Origin of the sequence: Dokdonella soli (genome assembly GCF_039523175.1) — a bacterium.
Taxonomy (GTDB): domain Bacteria; phylum Pseudomonadota; class Gammaproteobacteria; order Xanthomonadales; family Rhodanobacteraceae; genus Dokdonella_A; species Dokdonella_A soli.
Window position 1 is genome coordinate 153,774 of the sequence record NZ_BAAAEU010000025.1, and the last position, 16,130, is coordinate 169,903.

General features: G+C 64.8%; 10 protein-coding genes. 5 read left to right on the plus strand and 5 right to left on the minus strand.

Annotation, left to right across the window (positions count from 1 at the left end; all coding sequences use genetic code 11):
• Nucleotide 1: 1 nt before the first annotated feature.
• The 4 genes from ABD002_RS17800 (at nucleotide 2) to ABD002_RS17815 (ending at nucleotide 7,008) form a co-directional block, all read left to right on the plus strand.
• Entirely contained in the window at nucleotides 2–1,216 is a 1,215-nt protein-coding gene (locus tag ABD002_RS17800; RefSeq protein ID WP_343793592.1) for a beta-ketoacyl-[acyl-carrier-protein] synthase family protein, read from the plus strand.
• Between the two features lie 153 nt (nucleotides 1,217–1,369).
• Nucleotides 1,370–1,942 carry an RNA polymerase sigma factor gene (locus ABD002_RS17805; RefSeq protein WP_343793594.1) on the plus strand — a complete coding sequence of 191 codons (573 nt, stop codon included), beginning with the start codon at nucleotides 1,370–1,372 and terminating at the stop codon, nucleotides 1,940–1,942.
• 6 nt (nucleotides 1,943–1,948) lie between these two features.
• Nucleotides 1,949–3,559 carry a serine/threonine-protein kinase gene (locus ABD002_RS17810; protein WP_343793596.1) on the plus strand — a complete coding sequence of 537 codons (1,611 nt, stop codon included), beginning with the start codon at nucleotides 1,949–1,951 and terminating at the stop codon, nucleotides 3,557–3,559.
• Between the two features lie 419 nt (nucleotides 3,560–3,978).
• Nucleotides 3,979–7,008, plus strand: coding sequence for a CHAT domain-containing tetratricopeptide repeat protein (locus tag ABD002_RS17815; RefSeq protein WP_343793598.1), 3,030 nt, complete (start codon nucleotides 3,979–3,981; stop codon nucleotides 7,006–7,008).
• 59 nt (nucleotides 7,009–7,067) lie between these two features.
• On the opposite strand, the gene ABD002_RS17820 is transcribed toward ABD002_RS17815, so the two are convergent.
• On the minus strand, nucleotides 7,068–7,559 hold the full coding sequence (locus tag ABD002_RS17820; RefSeq protein ID WP_343793600.1) for a hypothetical protein: 492 nt from the start codon (nucleotides 7,557–7,559) through the stop codon (nucleotides 7,068–7,070).
• A 352-nt stretch (nucleotides 7,560–7,911) separates the two neighbouring features.
• Here ABD002_RS17820 and ABD002_RS17825 point away from each other — a divergent pair, with 352 nt between their 5' ends.
• Nucleotides 7,912–8,778, plus strand: coding sequence for a right-handed parallel beta-helix repeat-containing protein (locus tag ABD002_RS17825; protein WP_343793602.1), 867 nt, complete (start codon nucleotides 7,912–7,914; stop codon nucleotides 8,776–8,778).
• Between the two features lie 149 nt (nucleotides 8,779–8,927).
• Here ABD002_RS17825 and ABD002_RS17830 read toward each other — a convergent pair whose 3' ends face one another.
• From ABD002_RS17830 to ABD002_RS17845, 4 genes are all read right to left on the minus strand, one after another.
• Complete coding sequence (locus ABD002_RS17830; protein ID WP_343793604.1) at nucleotides 8,928–10,376, minus strand: choice-of-anchor Q domain-containing protein; 1,449 nt, start codon at nucleotides 10,374–10,376, stop codon at nucleotides 8,928–8,930.
• 349 nt (nucleotides 10,377–10,725) lie between these two features.
• Complete coding sequence (locus tag ABD002_RS17835; protein ID WP_343793606.1) at nucleotides 10,726–12,222, minus strand: hypothetical protein; 1,497 nt, start codon at nucleotides 12,220–12,222, stop codon at nucleotides 10,726–10,728.
• A gap of 520 nt (nucleotides 12,223–12,742) precedes the next feature.
• A complete protein-coding gene (locus ABD002_RS17840; protein ID WP_343793608.1) occupies nucleotides 12,743–14,362 on the minus strand; it encodes a hypothetical protein in 1,620 nt (539 codons plus the stop codon).
• A gap of 105 nt (nucleotides 14,363–14,467) precedes the next feature.
• Entirely contained in the window at nucleotides 14,468–16,078 is a 1,611-nt protein-coding gene (locus ABD002_RS17845) for a hypothetical protein (RefSeq protein WP_343793610.1), read from the minus strand.
• Nucleotides 16,079–16,130: the final 52 nt, after the last annotated feature.

Here is a 16,130-nt window from a genome sequence, read left to right on the forward strand (position 1 = left end):
CATGCAACGCGTCGTCATCACCGGCATGGGCGCCGTCACGCCGCTCGGCCACACTGCGTCGACAACCTGGTCGGCGATGTGCGAGGGCCGTGCGGCGATCGGACGGATCACCACCCTGCCCCGCGAATCGCTGCGCTTCGGCATCGCTGCCGAGGTGCGCGACTTCGATCCGCTCAGGCACTTCGACGAGAAGAAGCTGATCCTGCTCGACCGCGTCTCGCAGTTCGCGCTCGTCGCGGCCCGCGAGGCGATCGCGCAGTCGGGCATCGACTTCAGCGCCGATGCCTTGGGCGAGAACACCGCGGTCATCATCGGCAGCGGCATCGGCGGCGAACTCACCCACGACGAGCAGTCGCGCCGCCTGTACGCGGAGAACAATCCGCGCCTGCATCCGCTGTCGATCGTACGCACGATGGCGAACGCACCGGCCTGCCAGATCAGCATCGAGCACAAGCTGACCGGTCCTTCGTTCGCGACCGTCAGCGCCTGCGCGTCAGCCAACCACGCGCTGGCGCAGGCCTTCCACATGGTGCGCAGCGGCGTCGCCGACGCGGCCGTTGCCGGTGGCACCGAGGCCTGCCTGAGCTACGGCGTGATCAAGGCCTGGGAAGCCATGCGCGTGATGGCCGACGACACCTGCCGACCATTCTGCAAGCAACGGCACGGCATGGTGCTCGGCGAGGGCGCCGGCGTGTTCGTGCTGGAGACGCTGGAACGCGCGCAGCGCCGCGGCGCGACGATTCTCGCCGAGTTCGTCGGTGCGGGCATGTCCGCCGATGCCGGCGACATCGTGTTCCCGTCCGAGGCCGGCGCCGCAAAGGCGATCCAGCGTGCGCTCACTGACGGCGGACTCGCCGCGGACGACATCGACTACATCAACGCGCACGGCACCGGTACGCCGGGCAACGATCCGACCGAGAGCAAGGCGATCCGCCGCGTGTTCGGCGCGCATGCAGACAAGCTTGCAGTGTCATCGACGAAGTCGATGCACGCGCATGCGCTCGGAGCAGCGGGTGCGATCGAGCTGGTCGCAGCGATCGGCGCGCTGCGCGATGGCGTGGTGCCGCCGACCACGAACTTCCTCGATCCCGACCCCGAATGCGACCTCGACTACGTGCCGAATGTCGCGCGCGAAATGCGCGTGCGCGCCGCGCTCAGCAACTCGTTCGCGTTCGGTGGCCTCAACGCGGTGCTGGCGCTGCGTCGCGCAAGCTGATCGACACGGCGCGCGACCGCCTGCGGGAACGCTATCCGAGGCAAGCCGCATCGGACCGGCGCCCGATGCGGCTTGCGCAGCAAGCGCCATTCCGGAACCCGGCGGTCAGCTACACTCGGCCGGTGCGGCATGCGCGCACCGTCGAGGCACTTCGTGACCGTCAGCATCGAACGTACCGAACAGTTGTTGCGCAGGATTCGCGATGGCGAGGGGCCGGCGAAGCAGGCGCTGTACGAGCGCTGCCTGCCGCTGCTGCGCCGCTGGGCGCACGGCCGCCTGCCCAGCTATGCGCGCGATATCGCCGATACCGACGATCTGGTGCAGATCACGCTGATGCGCGCGCTCAACCACCTGAATGAATTCGAGGCCAGCCGCAGCGGCAGCTTCCTCGCTTACCTGCGCCAGATCCTGCTGAACGAAGTGCGTGCCGAGCTGCGCAAGCGGCAGGTCCGCGGCGACAAGGTCGACATCGACGCCTCGCCACTGGCCGACGAAAGCGCGTCAGTGGTCGAGCATCTGATCGGCCAGGACCGCCTGCGCAGCTACGAAAGCGCGCTGGCGGAACTCGATCGCGACGAGCAGGCGCTCATTGTCATGCGCCTCGAATTCGGCATGAGTTACCAGGAGATCGGCCTGGACACCGGCCTGACGCCCGATGCTGTTCGGATGCGGGTCACTCGTGCATTAAGGGTGGTAGCGGGCCGCATTGCCGCGGAACGGGACTGAATCGCGATGGCGGCGGAATCCAAACCTGCAAACCCGGTCGAAGAGGCGTTGCGCGCGATCGCTGACGGCGCTCCGGTGCCGTGGCGGGCACTCGAGAGCTCGGCGATGGATCCCGGCCAGATCGAGGCCCTGCACCTGCTCGACGACGTGGCGCACGGTTATCGTGCTGAGGCCCCCTCCCCCGCACCGCACCGGGAGGTGTTGCTGCGATGGGGCGCGCTCGAAGCCGAAAGTCTCATCGGCGAAGGCAGTTTCGGCGAGGTCTACCGCGCTTTCGATCCGTGGCTCGGGCGGCATGTCGCGCTGAAGCTCTTTCGCGCTTCCGGCAGCGTCGGCGCCGGCCTCGATGAAGCACGGCGACTGGCGCGGCTGCGCCATCGCAACGTGCTCAGCGTCTACGGCTGCGCCGTGCACGACGGTCGCGCCGGGTTGTGGAGCGAGCTGATCGAAGGCCGCACGCTCGCGGCCATCGTCGCCGATGATGGGGCATTCAGCGCGGAAGAAGGCCTGCGCATCGGACGCGACCTCGCGCAGGCGCTCGCTGTCGTACATGAGGCCGACCTCGTGCATGGCGACGTCAAGGCGGAAAACGTGATGCGCGAGCGCAGTAGCCGCATCGTGCTGATGGACTTCGGCGCCGGCGGCGAGCAGCGCCTGCTCGCGGGACAACGACTGATCTCGGGCACGCCGCGTTATCTGCCGCCGGAAGTCCTCGACGGCGCGCCGCTGAGCATGCAAAGCGACATTTATGCACTCGGCGTGCTGCTGTTCTTCCTGCTCAGCGGACGCCATCCCTATGCTGAAACCGATGCCGCGGCGTTGCGCGAGGCACAACTGCGAGGCGCGCAGCTGCATCTCAAAGAAGTGCGGTCCGAGCTCGATCCCGCGCTGTGCACGCTGATCGAGCGCTGCATCGCAACCGACCCTGCACAGCGCCCATCGAGCGCGCGCGCGCTCGATGCGTCACTGTCGGCGCTGTCGCCTGTTGCCGCGCTGAAGGCTCCGACCGGCCGGCGTCTGCCTCTGGCCGCGCTGGTCGCCGCCTGTGCTGCGCTGCTCGCGGTCGCGACATTGCTGGCCTGGCCGCGCATCTTCCCGCCGGCTTGGGACAGCACGGCGAAGTTCCTGCGTGTCGAGCCGTCCGGGAACGTGGAAATAGCCGCGGATTCGACGCTGCGGATAGGCGATCGTCTGCGCCTGAACCTGCACAGCTCGCGCGATGCGTATGTCTACGTGCTCAACGAAGACGATGCAGGCAACGCCACCGTACTGTTCCCGTCTGCCACTGCCAGCGCCCGCAATCCGCTCCAGCACGGCATGACCCTGCAACTGCCCGGCGGTGACAACTCGACCCTGGCCTGGGAAGTCACCGCGGATTCGGCGCGCGAGGAATTCGTGGTCGTCGCCGCGTTGCAGCCGCTGCCGGAAATGGATGCCGAGCTCGCCGGCTGGCAGCACGCTGTCGCTGCGAATGCCGACACGCGCGCGGTCGGCGCGATCGTCAGCGCACCCGATCCGCTGCTGCGCGGCGAACATCTGCGACGCATCCTCGCCGGGCTCGCACGCGACCCGGCCCACGTGCGAGTGTGGCAATACAGCTTCGCGCACCGCTCCTGAGCGCCCAAAAAGATTCCTGCAACGGCCGGCACGACGGTGGCGGCGGAACGGCGCGCCGTTCCGGCTTCCTGATCCGATGACGCGAATGCGCGGACGTACGGATCGCATGGTTTCACGACAAAACGCATCCTCCCCTCGCTCCGCTTCCCCAGCGATGCTAAGTTCTCCGCCTGCGGCAAGGGACGACGACCATGTGTCGACGGCGGCGATGGGCATTCGGTGGAATCGGCTGGATTGCGCTGGCGGCCGCGCATGCGACAGCGCCGACTGCCCGGGTCCGGCTTTTGCCCGTGACTGGACCGTCCGCGCAATCCGCAAGGAATCCAGAATCGCCACGGCAACGCATATCCTCAGCGCGTGTTGCATTTGTCGCCGCCCGCGACCGGCATTGGCCACGGACGCGCTCTTGGAGCACCTGGATGAGACTTTGGACGAGGATGGCTGCGCTTGTGCTGACAGCGGCCGCGCTACCCTGCGCGGCGGCGGCGCTTCCGGCACGCTACGTCGATCTGATCCGCCACGAGAACTATGTCGCTGCGGAAGCGCTGGCGGATGCTGAAATCGCGCGTGCGGAAATCGATGTCAAACACAAGCAGGAACTGCTGTGCGCCGCGCTCGAGCAGCGCGTGCGCGTCGATTTTTTCGACAACCACCAACTCGTCACCACGCGGCTGAAAACCGTTGAGCGAGCACTGCAATGCCGCGAGAGGTTGGGCGATAATGTGGAAAATGCGGCGCGCATCGCCTGGCTGAAAGCGCGTTTGACTTCTCTTACGCTGCGCAATCGAGATCCCAAGCGCGCCGCGGCCCTGCTCGCTGAAACCGCACCGCAAATCAGGCAATACCGCGAGCGACTCGGCGCAACCGACTACGCCATGGCTGCACTCGACCTCAGCTATGCGGCCGATGCGAGCAACCTGGCTGAGGCATATGCCTGGGCGCAGGCTGGCGCGGACGCCGTGAACCGCGCCGATGCGCTGAGCCGGATGATCCGCGTGCGCCTGCTCGACGCGGCATGCTTCCGGCTGGGCCGGCTCGGCCGTTTCGCCGAAGCCGAAGCCGCGGGCAAAGCCGGCATCGAGGCGGCGAGCCAGACGACGGGCGAGCATAGCCTGTTGCATTCCCACATGTTGTTCGATCTGGGCCAAGTGCAGTATTTCGCGCATCATTTTGCCGACGCACAGGCCACGCTCGATCGCGAGATTGCCGATGATCGTCAACTCGGCCCGCCCGCGCGGCTGGACCTTGCCGTCGCTCTGGGCGTATGGGGGAACCTGCAACGCCGCATCGGCAACTACGACCGCGGCCGCACCGCGCTGATCGAAACGATCGCGGTCGAGCGCAGCGACACGACTCGCACTCTGGATGTCGCGTCTGCGCTCAACAACCTTGGAACGCTCGAGGCGGAATCCGGCCATTGCGAGGCGGCGATCACGCCGATGCGGGAAGCGCTGGAACTGGAGCGTCAGCGCCGCGGAGCCGACAACCCTTACCTCGTTCCCATCATCGCCAATCTGGGCCGCTGCGAAATAGACACCGGCCAGATCGCCAACGCGCGCGCCGACATCAGTCAGGCGTTGTCGATCGCTGTGAAAACGCTCGGCGAAAGCAACCCGGAGATCGCTTCAATTTACCAGGACATGGGCGAGGTCGAGCTCGCCGAACACAACTACGCCGCGGCGACGCAACGTCTGCAACACGCGCTGTCCTTGCTGCCAGCGGATCCCGACACGCTCAGCGACACGCGCATCCCGATCGAACGCAATCTCGCGCGCAGCCTGCACGGGGAACACGCGGATGAAGCGGCTTTCGAGCACGCCGTTGCCGCGGAGACCGCGCGCCAGCGCTTGCTTCAACGTTTCGCCGGCGCGCTCGACGAATCCGGCGGCCTGAACCTGCGAGAGACCCAGCCGGGCGGCATGGATCAGGTACTGGCGCTGGCTGCGGCGCAGCGTAACCCGACGTGGATCGAACGCGCGTGGCGGCTGCAAATCGGTGCGCGCTCGCTGATCACGCACCTGGTTGCGGCACGGCTGAAAGCCGCGCGCGGCAGCACCGATCCGCAGATGCAGGCGCTATGGGAGCAATGGAAAATAGCCAACGCGGCCTACGCCGCGGTGCTGCTCAACGTGGAAGGCGGCAAGGCCAAGGAAGCCAACCTCGCGGCGCCGCGAAATGCGCTGGAGAGTTCCGAGCGCGCACTGGCCGGGCGTATCAACGGGCTGGGCGGCACGCCCACGCCGGATCTCGCTGCGCTGCGCGCCAACCTGCCCGCACACTCCGCCCTCGTCGGGTTTGCGCTGAGCCGCGACGATCCCTGGGCCGGCGATCGCACCGGTGTGCAGCATGATCGACGGCAACGCTATTACGCGTTCCGCCTCGACGCCTCGACACAGCCTGCGCTGATTGACTTGGGCGATGCGCACGAACTGGGCGCTGCCATACGCGGCTGGACCGCGTCGCTGCGCGATCCAGCGCGTGCCATCGCCGACGTCGATGCACTTGGCAAAGACGTCGCGCAACGTGTGTGGCAGCCGCTCGATCTGCCGGGCGACCTGCGCCATGTGTTCCTGGTGCCCGAAGGCGAGCTGCATCGCGTCGCCTGGCTCGCGTTGCCGCTGCGCGACGGCCCACTGGTCGAGGAAGGACCTGTGCCGGAGTTACTCGACAGCGAGCGCGATCTGCTCGCGGCTCCCGGCGATGCGCCCACTCCGCGTGTGTTGTTGGTCGGCGCCGTGCCGCCCGATCCGTCGATAGCAGCGGGCGCCTGCGGCGATGCACTGCACGCGCTGCCCGGCGCGCGCCGTGAACTCGACGCGCTGCGCGAGCTGTGGAACGAAACTGGCGCCGGAAAGGCCGCCTGGCTGGTCGGCGGCGATGCGAACAAGGCGGCCGTGCGCGCGGCGATGCCGCAAAGCACGACGATCCACTTCGCCACCCACGCCTTCAGCGATGACAGCGACTGCATGCACCATCTGCTCGCTTCGCGCAGCGTTCGCCTCGTCAACTCGGCTGCGCCGGCCAACGCGCCGGCGCTGTCCGGGCTGTTGCTGGCGTCGAACGCACATGCCGCACCCGCGGATCGCGACGGTGTGCTGACCGCGTCGGAAATCGCGGCGATGCGCCTGGATGGCGTCCACGCCGTTACCCTCGCCGCCTGCGACACCGGCACCGGCCCGGTCCGCACCGACGAAGGCGTGTTCGGTCTGGCGCGCGCGTTTCGCCTGGCCGGTGCGCGCAATGTCGTGATGAGCCTGTGGAATGTCGACGACGCGGCGACCGCCGACCTCATGCAGCGCATGTACCGCGCACGCTGGATCGAGCATGCATCGGCCACCGACGCACTCGCCACTGCCGCGCGCGCGACGCTGGCCGCGCGCCGTGCGGGCGGACAAAGTCTGCACCCGTATTACTGGGCTGCGTTCGTCGCCGCCGGCGACTGGCGCTGACGTATCAGTGATGCGTCGCTTCTCCCGCCAGTGGGAAAGATGAGCCGCTGAGGCGCTGGCTAGTGACTGGTGACCAGCGTGTACGCACCACAACCATTGCCGTAGCTGTGGTTTTGATTGAGCAGCCCGGATGTGACGATGATATGGAATCCCTGGTCTTCCGGCGGAATCACCAATCGGATCGGGCTGCCGGTGTTGTCCATATTGTCCGCTTCGATAGGGCAATCCCAGACGTTGTAGCCGCTCTTGTACCCGCACACGAACACCTCGAAATCCACTGGCTGATACCAGTTGTTCGGGTAGAGAGTGAGAAATTCGGGCCCTCGAGCCATCCCGCGCGGGATCACGTACGGGAGTTTGTAGACGACATCCGGACTGCCATAGCTGAGATAGCCGTCGAAGCTCCCGATCGTATTGGGCGCGCCGCAGGTGCTTGCGCTGTAGTTGCCGTACCACCACAGCATGTCGGGTTGTTCCCAGGTTTGCGCCTCGACGCGGCTGAAGCTGAGCAGCCCGAACAGGACGAACGGCGCAATGGATTGCATGCGCATGACTCTCTCCCATGCCCGTGCGCACATGCGCACGGATAACAGGAATGCGCCGGAAGGAAGGAACGAACATCCTCGGCCTCATTCCGGCGGCTACTCGGACCCCTGCAGGTCGATCGGCCAACCGAGCATCGCTGTGAAAAGCGCGCTCAGCGCCGTCACGACCGCCGCCTGAACGCACAGGCTTGTGCGCGAAACGGGTTTTCCGTCGCGTCTTGAATAGCGTAGATGCCGTTGAGCGTCGACATGCCTGCATCCCAGCTCGGTCGACCGCGCGCGCTGCCCGCTTCTTGCTGTTCGATTTCGCCCCCGACGCGCATTCTGGACACGGCAACCCCTAACCGAGGACATTGCCATGCGCCACGCGTTTCTTCCGCTCGCCGTCCTGCTCGCCGCCTCCGCCACCGCGAAAGCGGAAAGCTACCAGTGCAACTCGATCAACTACGTGCCATTCACGATAAGCGCCCCCGGCAGCTACTGCCTCACCGGCGACTTGACCAGCACCGCTACTGGAACCAACGCCGCAATCACCATCGCTGCGGACCATGTACAGCTCGACCTGAACGGCCACAGCTTGATCGGACCGGGTGGCAGCACGGGCTACGGCATTTATGCCATCGGGCACAGCGACCTCAGCGTGCGCAACGGCGCCTTGCGCGGATTCGGCTACTTCGGCGTATTCATCACCGACATGCTGGTCGGATTTCCCCCGGCGCCAATTGGTGCCTCGTCGCGCCATGAAATCAGTGGTCTGCGTGTCGAAGGCGCAAACGTGGGCATTTCCTTGCTCGGGGCCTTCAGCAGCATCCACGACAACGTCGTGCTCGATGCCACGCAAAACGGCATTTGGGCGGGCGGCTATGGCGCCGGAGTCATCGTGCGCGGCAACCGGGTCTTCAACACGGTTGCCCCGAGCGGCGCCACCTACTCGGTGTTCGGCATCGGCGTCTTCGGCGTCGGCTCGGTGGTGCAGGACAACGTCGTCAGCACCCTGCGCGGTCCCAGCGGTGCCGCCGGGATTTATGCGGCTGGCACCGCGACGATCGTCTCACACAATCGCGAAACCGATCTCGGCGGTGCATGGTCGGTGTACTGCACTGCCATTACTGGCGCCAGCCCGACGAAGGTGGAAGGCAATATCAATTTCATGGCGCCCAACGCGAGTGGCGACGGCCTTTACGGCTGCAACACGCCGACCGGTTACGCGAACAATAATTTCTAGCTACCCACCAACTCCGTGTGCATCCGGATGCGCATATGCGACTCCGGATGCCAGCTGAAGACGGCACGACGACTCGTTCAGGATTTCCGGCGCGGATGCGAGAGCCCGCCACGTCGTAGCCGCCGTCATTCGACAGTAGTGACCCCACGTCAGCAATCGAAGCCATCCGTGAAGATCCGGTCGGGATCGCTTTCATAAGCGCCGATATCCGGCGCGATTCCGACGGCGCGCGGAAACCCCCTCCCGCGCTGGTCGACCTTGAGCGTGGTCGGCGCACTTCCGACGTCGATCGCCGGACTGCCCGGCAGCAGCGCGTGGGTGCGGGTGGAGCCGCCGTTGCACGCCAGCGGCCCGAACTTGGGATCGGCGGTGAGCGTGCCGGCAGGCACCGGCACGCTGGATATCTTGATCAGGTTGTGGGCTCCGGTAATGGTCCCGGTGCCGGCGAGATCCGCACCTCCTGCCGACCCGCTGGGTGAATTGTCGGCGATGATCGAACTCTCCAGGTCAGCAGTAAACCCGCTAGTCGCATAGAGGCCGCCAGCACCTCCCGGCCCCCCGATGTTGAATGCGATGGTGCTGTTCGACAGGTTCAGATTCATCGAGACGTCGATGCCGCCACTCGCCAAAGTCGCCGTGTTGCTGGAAATGGTGCTATTGGTGATGCTCGCAGTCCCGGTCCCGGCAAGCACCACGCCCGCCACCTCATCGGCCTGGTTGTGATCGATCGTCGAGTTCTGGATCAGCGCGCCACTAGTCAACGTTCCACCATAAAGACCACCGCCTTTGCCCAGGTACGTGCTCGTCCCCTTGCCGATCGCCTGGTTGCCGGTGACCGTGCTGTACTTGGCCGTGAGGGACGCGACGCCCGCTGCGCCACCGGCGCCGGCCCTTCCATTCGCGGCTCGGGCGATGTTGCCCGAGACGAGGCTGTGGGAGAGAAAGAGCCCTTGTTGGCCGAATGCTCCGCCGCCAACGGCTTGGACGCTTCCCGTCGTACCTGTGGACGTCGCACGATTGTTGGTCAGGGCACTGGAGAGCAACGAAACCGTATTCTTCGCGAACACCCCGCCTGCACCAACAAGCGTTGTGCCGGTCACGGTGCAGGCAGTCACTGTCGAGTTGTCGAGTGAAATGCTGTTCAGCGCGACCATCGCGCCGCCGTAAGCGGCTGCGCTGCCAGTCGCCGCGCATGCGGTCGCGACAGAGTTGTTGAAATAGATGCTTCCCTTGGAAAATATGCATCCCCCTGCGGGGAGGGCTCCGCTCGCCGTCCCATGGGTGATGGTCACTCCGGACACCGTCACGGTCTGCGTTCCTGAGTGATAGAAGATGCGATCGGCATTGTTGCCGTCGATGGTCAGTCGTGCAGCGCCGGGGCCATTTATCGTCAGCGGATCGACGTCGACATGGATCGCCCCGCTCGCCAGCGTAATCGTGCTGCAGGCGAGCGTACTCATGTCCACGGTATCCCCGCTGACCGCCGTCACCACGGCATGACGCAGCGTGCCGAAGCTTCCATCGTCGGCGCAGCTCGTCACCGGGATCGTGGCTGCGATGGACGAGGTCGCGACTCCCAGGCCCAGCGCGCCTGCCAACGCCGCTGCGAGTTGCGCTGTACGGAATGACCGGCACAGGTTGGGTTGGCCAGTCGGGCGGCAGCTTGCGCTGCCTGCGATCACTGCCCGCGTTCTCATGATTCCTCTCCCGCGATTTTGTTCATGTGGATATGGCGGCGACTGCGCCTGCCTCACTCAAACCCGTCCTCGAAAATCCGGTCGAAGATATAGTCGTCGGAAAACTCGCTGGTGTAGCCGATTGCCGTCGTCGCATCCCGACGAAAGCCTGGATCCAGCCCTTTCTCCAGTTGCCTGCTGAAAGCTGGATTCCGGCTTTCGTCGGAATGACGAGCTTTGACTTGCGTTCACTTCAACCTCCGCGACGCACTCAATGCCCTTCGAAGCGATCCGCGAAGATCCGGTCGAACACGTACGAGGGCGAGAATTCGCTCGTGTAGTGGTCGGCCGTGGTCGCGGTCGCGACGAAGCCGACCGGCGATTGCACATCCGCGGGCAGCGACAGCGTGACCGTGCGCATCTGTTGCGCGCTCGCACTCGTGTACGTATCGCTCACCAGAAACTCGCCACTGCCCTCGTCGATGTCGACATAGAAATCGATGCGCAGCGGATAGGTCGAATTGGTCGTCGTCGAATCGACCGAGTAGGTCACGGTCAGCTGACCGCCGGATACGTGCGCCGACTGGATCACCGGGTAGTTCTGCTGGTTGTTCGCGCCCGTATCGGCATCGCCGGGGTCATTCGGTATCCAGCCGTTTCCGGTGAAGACGGTAGGCGTGACGAAGAAGGCGATATCCGTGACGACGTTGTTGTGGACCGCGTTGCCTTGGTTGTCGAAACTCGCCGCGATGGGGGGATAACTGTCAGCACCATTGGCCCATATGCCGGGGCCGTTGTTGTTGGCGATCAAGTTCGCTTCGCCGGGAGCGAAGCCGCCGATGATCAACGCCGGTCCGCTACCGCTACCGCCGCCGTGGATCTGGATGCCGCCGCAGTTGAATGGGCATTCGGCGTAGGGGTCGGCGATATTGCCGTTCGGCAACGGCTTGGTTCCGCTCCAATCCGTGCCGATATAGTTGCCCTTGATCTGCGCGTCGACGACGGGATATGGCCCCCCGAAGAACCTTGCGAGAACCATCCCGTACCCGCTATTGCCGGAGATCACATTGCGCGATGCCGCGGTTCCACACGTCGGGTTGGGCCCCACACTCGTACAGCCCACGCGCAGAGCTGGCTCGGTCGCAGTCAGTGCAAGCGCCCCCCTGCTCGAAGTGGTGGAGTTAGTGATGGCCCGCGTACCGCTGATATCGGTGCCGATCAGATTGCCTTCGATGACGATGGTCGCGTCGGGGGCGCCACCAGTCACGCCCTCGGAATTGCCCGACAGCAGATTGCGTTGCCACGGTTGGGGGCCGCCGATTTGCGCGTTGTCGAAGGAGACGTCGATTCCTACAGACCCTGGCCCCTCCGCCACGGCTGTTCCGCCGATATTGGTGCCGATAAAACAACCGTAGACGTTCAATTGCGCCTTGGGCGGGATAGTGAATCCTTGGCCGACAATCCCCTCCGTGAAATCGTGCAGGTTCAAGCCCTGAAACGTCAACGTGATAAACGGCGCGGTACAACACTTGTAAGAAAATACCTCGACAACGTTATTGCCGGCGATCTCGATCATCAGCTTGGTGGTGAGTCCGCCCTGATCCGGTGCATTCGTGTTCATCACGCTGCCGGGCTGGCTGTAGCCATCGATGGTCAGGCTGGAGAGGTTGCCATTGGCATTGATCGCCGGAAGCTGGCCGGCCAACGTGATCGTCTGTGGTGTCGGGTTCAGCGGATTCGTCGGAATGTCGAAGCCGATCGTGTTCACGCCGCCGGCCGCGTTCGAATCGGTGATCGCCTGACGCAGCGAGCCGGTACCAGCATCCGCGGTGCTGAGGACGCAAAACGTGTGCGCGCCGGCCGTACAGCCACCACCGGCGACCGGCTGTGCGAACGCGCTGCCCGACAGCAGCAGGGCGGTGGCGATCAAGGTATGCCGCAGCAGGCTGAACATGAGCTTCGAGCGGTACGCGAACATGGACCTTCCCCTCTCGGTAACCAAGACATACCGGCATGAATGCGGTACAGGGGATCACCGAACAGTTCAGTAGATCGGGGGCGAGCGGATGCGAACGCCAACGACGATCGAAAATCCGTTGGGCATCACTGCGTTCAGCCTGACCTATGCGCTGAGGCTTCCGCGTTTCGCAGCGGCGCGGCGGCGCTTGATGCCCCCTCCCCCCAAGCCGCACTTGGGGAGAGTTCGGTAGGTTGGGGTGAGCGAATGCGAACCCCAACGTCACGCAAAAAACTGTTGGGCATCACTGCGTTCAGCCCAACCTACGCACTCAATGCCCTTCGAAGCGATCCGCGAAGATCCGGTCGAACACATATGACGGCGAGAATTCGCTGCTGTAGCCGTTCTTATCGGTGGCAGAGGCGACGAAGCCGACCGGCGATTGCGCATCTGCGGGCAGCGCCAGCGTGACCGTGCGCGCGGCTTGCGCGCTCGCGGCCGGGTAGGAATCGCTGACCAGGAACTCGCCGCTGCCCTCGTCGATGTCGACGTAGAAATCGATGCGCAGCGGATAGCTCGAATTCGCCGTTGTCGAATCGACCGAATAGGTCACGATCAACTGGCCGCTGGAGACGTGCGCGGACTGGATCACTGGAAAGTTCTGCTTGTTGTTGACGCCGGTGTCGGCATCGCCCGGATCGTTCGCCAACCAGCCGTACTGGAAACCGACGTCCACGCCGGCATTGCCGTGCACGACGTTGCCGCGGTTGTCGAAGCTCGCGGAGGTGTTCGAGGTGGCTGAGTTCGGGTTGTTCCAGATTCCAGGGCCGTTGTTGTAGGCGATCACGTTCGCCTCGCCGGGATTGAAGCCGCCGACGATCAAGGCCGGAGCGCTGCCGAAGCCTATCGTCTCGATGCCGCCGCAGTAGGTGCTCGGGCAGTTGCCACCGGCGGGACCGTTCGGCAGTGGCTTGGTTCCCGTCCAGTCGGTGCCGATGACATTGCCCTTGATCTGCGCGCCGCCAGGACTGGTGCCATTGGTCTGTACGTGTATCGCCAGCCCGCCATTGCCGGAAATCACGTTGCGCGATGATGCGTGCGCATCGGTGCAACCGCTGCCCGTGCAACCGACGCGCGTGCCGGGCCAGTCCTCATTCAGACTGATGCCGTACGAGATGTTGGGAACCGGCACCGTGCCGGTTATGTCGGTGCCGATGAGATTGCCTTCGATAACGACCGTTGCGTTCGCCCCAAACGTGGAGATGCCGCTGCTATTGCCGGAAATCAGATTGCGCTGCCACGGCTGCACGCCGCCGATCTGCGCTTCGTCAAAGTAGGGATCGATGGCGGTACCGGAATTGCCTTGGGTCGACAGCGCCGTACCGTCGATTTTCGTGCCAATGAAGCAACCATAGACGTTGAATTTCGCTTTCGGCGTGAAGCCGGAGGTCTGGCCGAAAATCGGCGTGTTGAAGCCATGCAGCGCCAGGCCTTGAAAGGTCAGCGTCTTATACGGCACGGCACAGCAGTTGTAGAAAAACCCGTTGCCATTGCTGCCGACAATCTCGATCATCAGCTTGGTCGTGAGCCCGCCCTGATCCGGCGCATTCGTGTTCAGCACGCTGCCAAGCTGGCTGGTGCCATCGACGGTCAGGCTGGTGACGGTGCCGTTGGGGTCAATCGCCGGAAGCGCGCTGGCCAGCGTGATCGTCTGCGGCGTCGGACCCACCGGATTCGTCGGGATGGCAAAGCCGATCGTGTTCGCACCACCGACCGTGTTCGAATCGGCGATCGCCTGACGCAGTGAGCCGGTGCCGGCATCCGCCGTGTTGAGGACGCAAAACGTATGCGCGCCGGGCGTGCAGCCACCGCCCGCTACCGGTGGCGTCTGCGCGAACGCGGTGCTTGACAGCAGCAGAGCGGCTGCGGCGATCCAGGTATGCATTTTCATGACTCCACTCCGTGTCCGGTTCGATAGGTTGGGGTGAGCGAATGCGAACCCGAACGTCGTACGAAGAGCTGTTGGGCATCACTGCGTTCAGCCCAACCTACGCACTCAATGCCCTTCGAAGCGATCCGCGAAGATCCGGTCGAACACATACGATGGTGAGAATTCGCTGGCGTAGTGGTCGGCCGTGGTCGCGGTGGCGACGAAGCCGACCGGCGATTGCGCATCCGCCGGTAGCATCAGCGTGACGGTGCGCATCGCCTGCGCGCTCGTGGCCGGATAACTGTCACTGACCAGGAACTCGCCGCTGCCCTCGTCGATGTCGACATAGAAATCGATGCGCAGCGGATAGGTCGAATTGCCCGTCGTCGAATCGACCGAATAGGTCACGGTCAACTGGCCGCTGGACACGTGCGCGGACTGGATCACCGGATAGTTCTGCAGGTTGTTGGTGCCGGTATCGGCGTCGCCCGGATCGTTCGGCACCCAGCCGTCCAACAGATTGAACGCGATGTCCGTTCTGCGGTTGTTGTGGATGGCATTGCCCTGGTGGTCGAAGCTCGCGCCGATCTCGCCGTTGTAGGCGGTAATGCCGGGACCATTGTTGTACGCAATCAGGTTGCCTTCACCGGGGTTCGGGCCACCGATGACAGATGCCGGCGTGGCGATACTACTGCTGCCTTGAAGCTGGATGCCGCCACAGTAAATGGGACAGCCGCCGCTGGCGTCGCCGTTCGGCAGTGGCTTGGTGCCGCTCACATCCGTGCCGATGTAATTGCCCTTGATCTCGAGGCCACCGTACGCCCCGCCACCAGCGAATCCGTCCCAGATGCCGATGCCGTACTCGTGGTTGCCGGAGATGATGTTGCGCGAGGGGTGGCCGGTTGCGGTGCAACTCGCCCCGATGCAACCGATGCGGATGCCCATATGGTTGCCCGGCACGACGATCCATGGCCAGTTGCTGCTGGTCCCGGAGACCGGGTTCAGCGTACCGGTGACGTCTGTGCCGATCAGGTTGCCCTCGATGATCGCGGGGCCTTGCACCAGGATGCCGCCGCCCTCGTTGCCCAAGATCAGATTTCGCTGTCCCGCCGCCTGACCGCCGATCTGCGCGTGGCCTGCGCCCGTGCGCGCGGCGAGCCCGCGGTTGCCGAACAGCGAACCAAACGCCGGCGGCACCGTGCCGTCGGCCCGGGTGCCAAGAAAGCAGCCGTACACGTTGATCATGCCGCCCGTGATGTTCGCGTCGCCATCGATCGCATCGCCCGAGATCCCGTAGATCGCCAGGCCCTGGATGGTCACGACCGGAGAACCGGAGAGAGAGAAACCCCAATCGGCGTACTGCGTGCTGCTGGTGGTGCCGTTGATCTCGACCATCAGTTTCGTATTGAGCCCACCCTGATCCGGTGTATTCGTGTTCGCCAGCCAGCCGGGCTGGGTGGTGCCGTCGATGGTGACGCTGCTCGTGATCTGCGGCAGCCGGCTTGCCAGCGTGATCGTCTGCACGCCCGTGCCGGGAATGGCGAACCCGATCGTGTTCGTGCCGCCGGCCGCGTTGGCGTCGGTGATGGCCTGGCGCAGCGAACCGGTGCCGGTATCCGCCGTGTTGAGGACGCAGAACGTGTGCGCGCCGGGAGTGCACGGCACCACCCCTGCGTGTGCCCGAGACGTGCCAGCCAGCAGCAGGGCGGCGCCGACGAACAATGCATAGGACTTCATAGCAATTCCTGCGTACTGACGCGGCGAATGCGACTCAGGGAATCATTCGTCG

Bases quoted from the DNA above. Each gene is read 5' to 3' on its own strand.
- ABD002_RS17840 (WP_343793608.1), bottom strand. From the start codon at position 14,362: ATGAAAATGCATACCTGGATCGCCGCAGCCGCTCTGCTGCTGTCAAGC.
- ABD002_RS17845 (WP_343793610.1), bottom strand. From the start codon at position 16,078: ATGAAGTCCTATGCATTGTTCGTCGGCGCCGCCCTGCTGCTGGCTGGC.
- ABD002_RS17825 (WP_343793602.1), top strand. From the start codon at position 7,912: ATGCGCCACGCGTTTCTTCCGCTCGCCGTCCTGCTCGCCGCCTCCGCC.
- ABD002_RS17800 (WP_343793592.1), top strand. From the start codon at position 2: ATGCAACGCGTCGTCATCACCGGCATGGGCGCCGTCACGCCGCTCGGC.
- ABD002_RS17810 (WP_343793596.1), top strand. From the start codon at position 1,949: ATGGCGGCGGAATCCAAACCTGCAAACCCGGTCGAAGAGGCGTTGCGC.
- ABD002_RS17820 (WP_343793600.1), bottom strand. From the start codon at position 7,559: ATGCGCATGCAATCCATTGCGCCGTTCGTCCTGTTCGGGCTGCTCAGC.
- ABD002_RS17815 (WP_343793598.1), top strand. From the start codon at position 3,979: ATGAGACTTTGGACGAGGATGGCTGCGCTTGTGCTGACAGCGGCCGCG.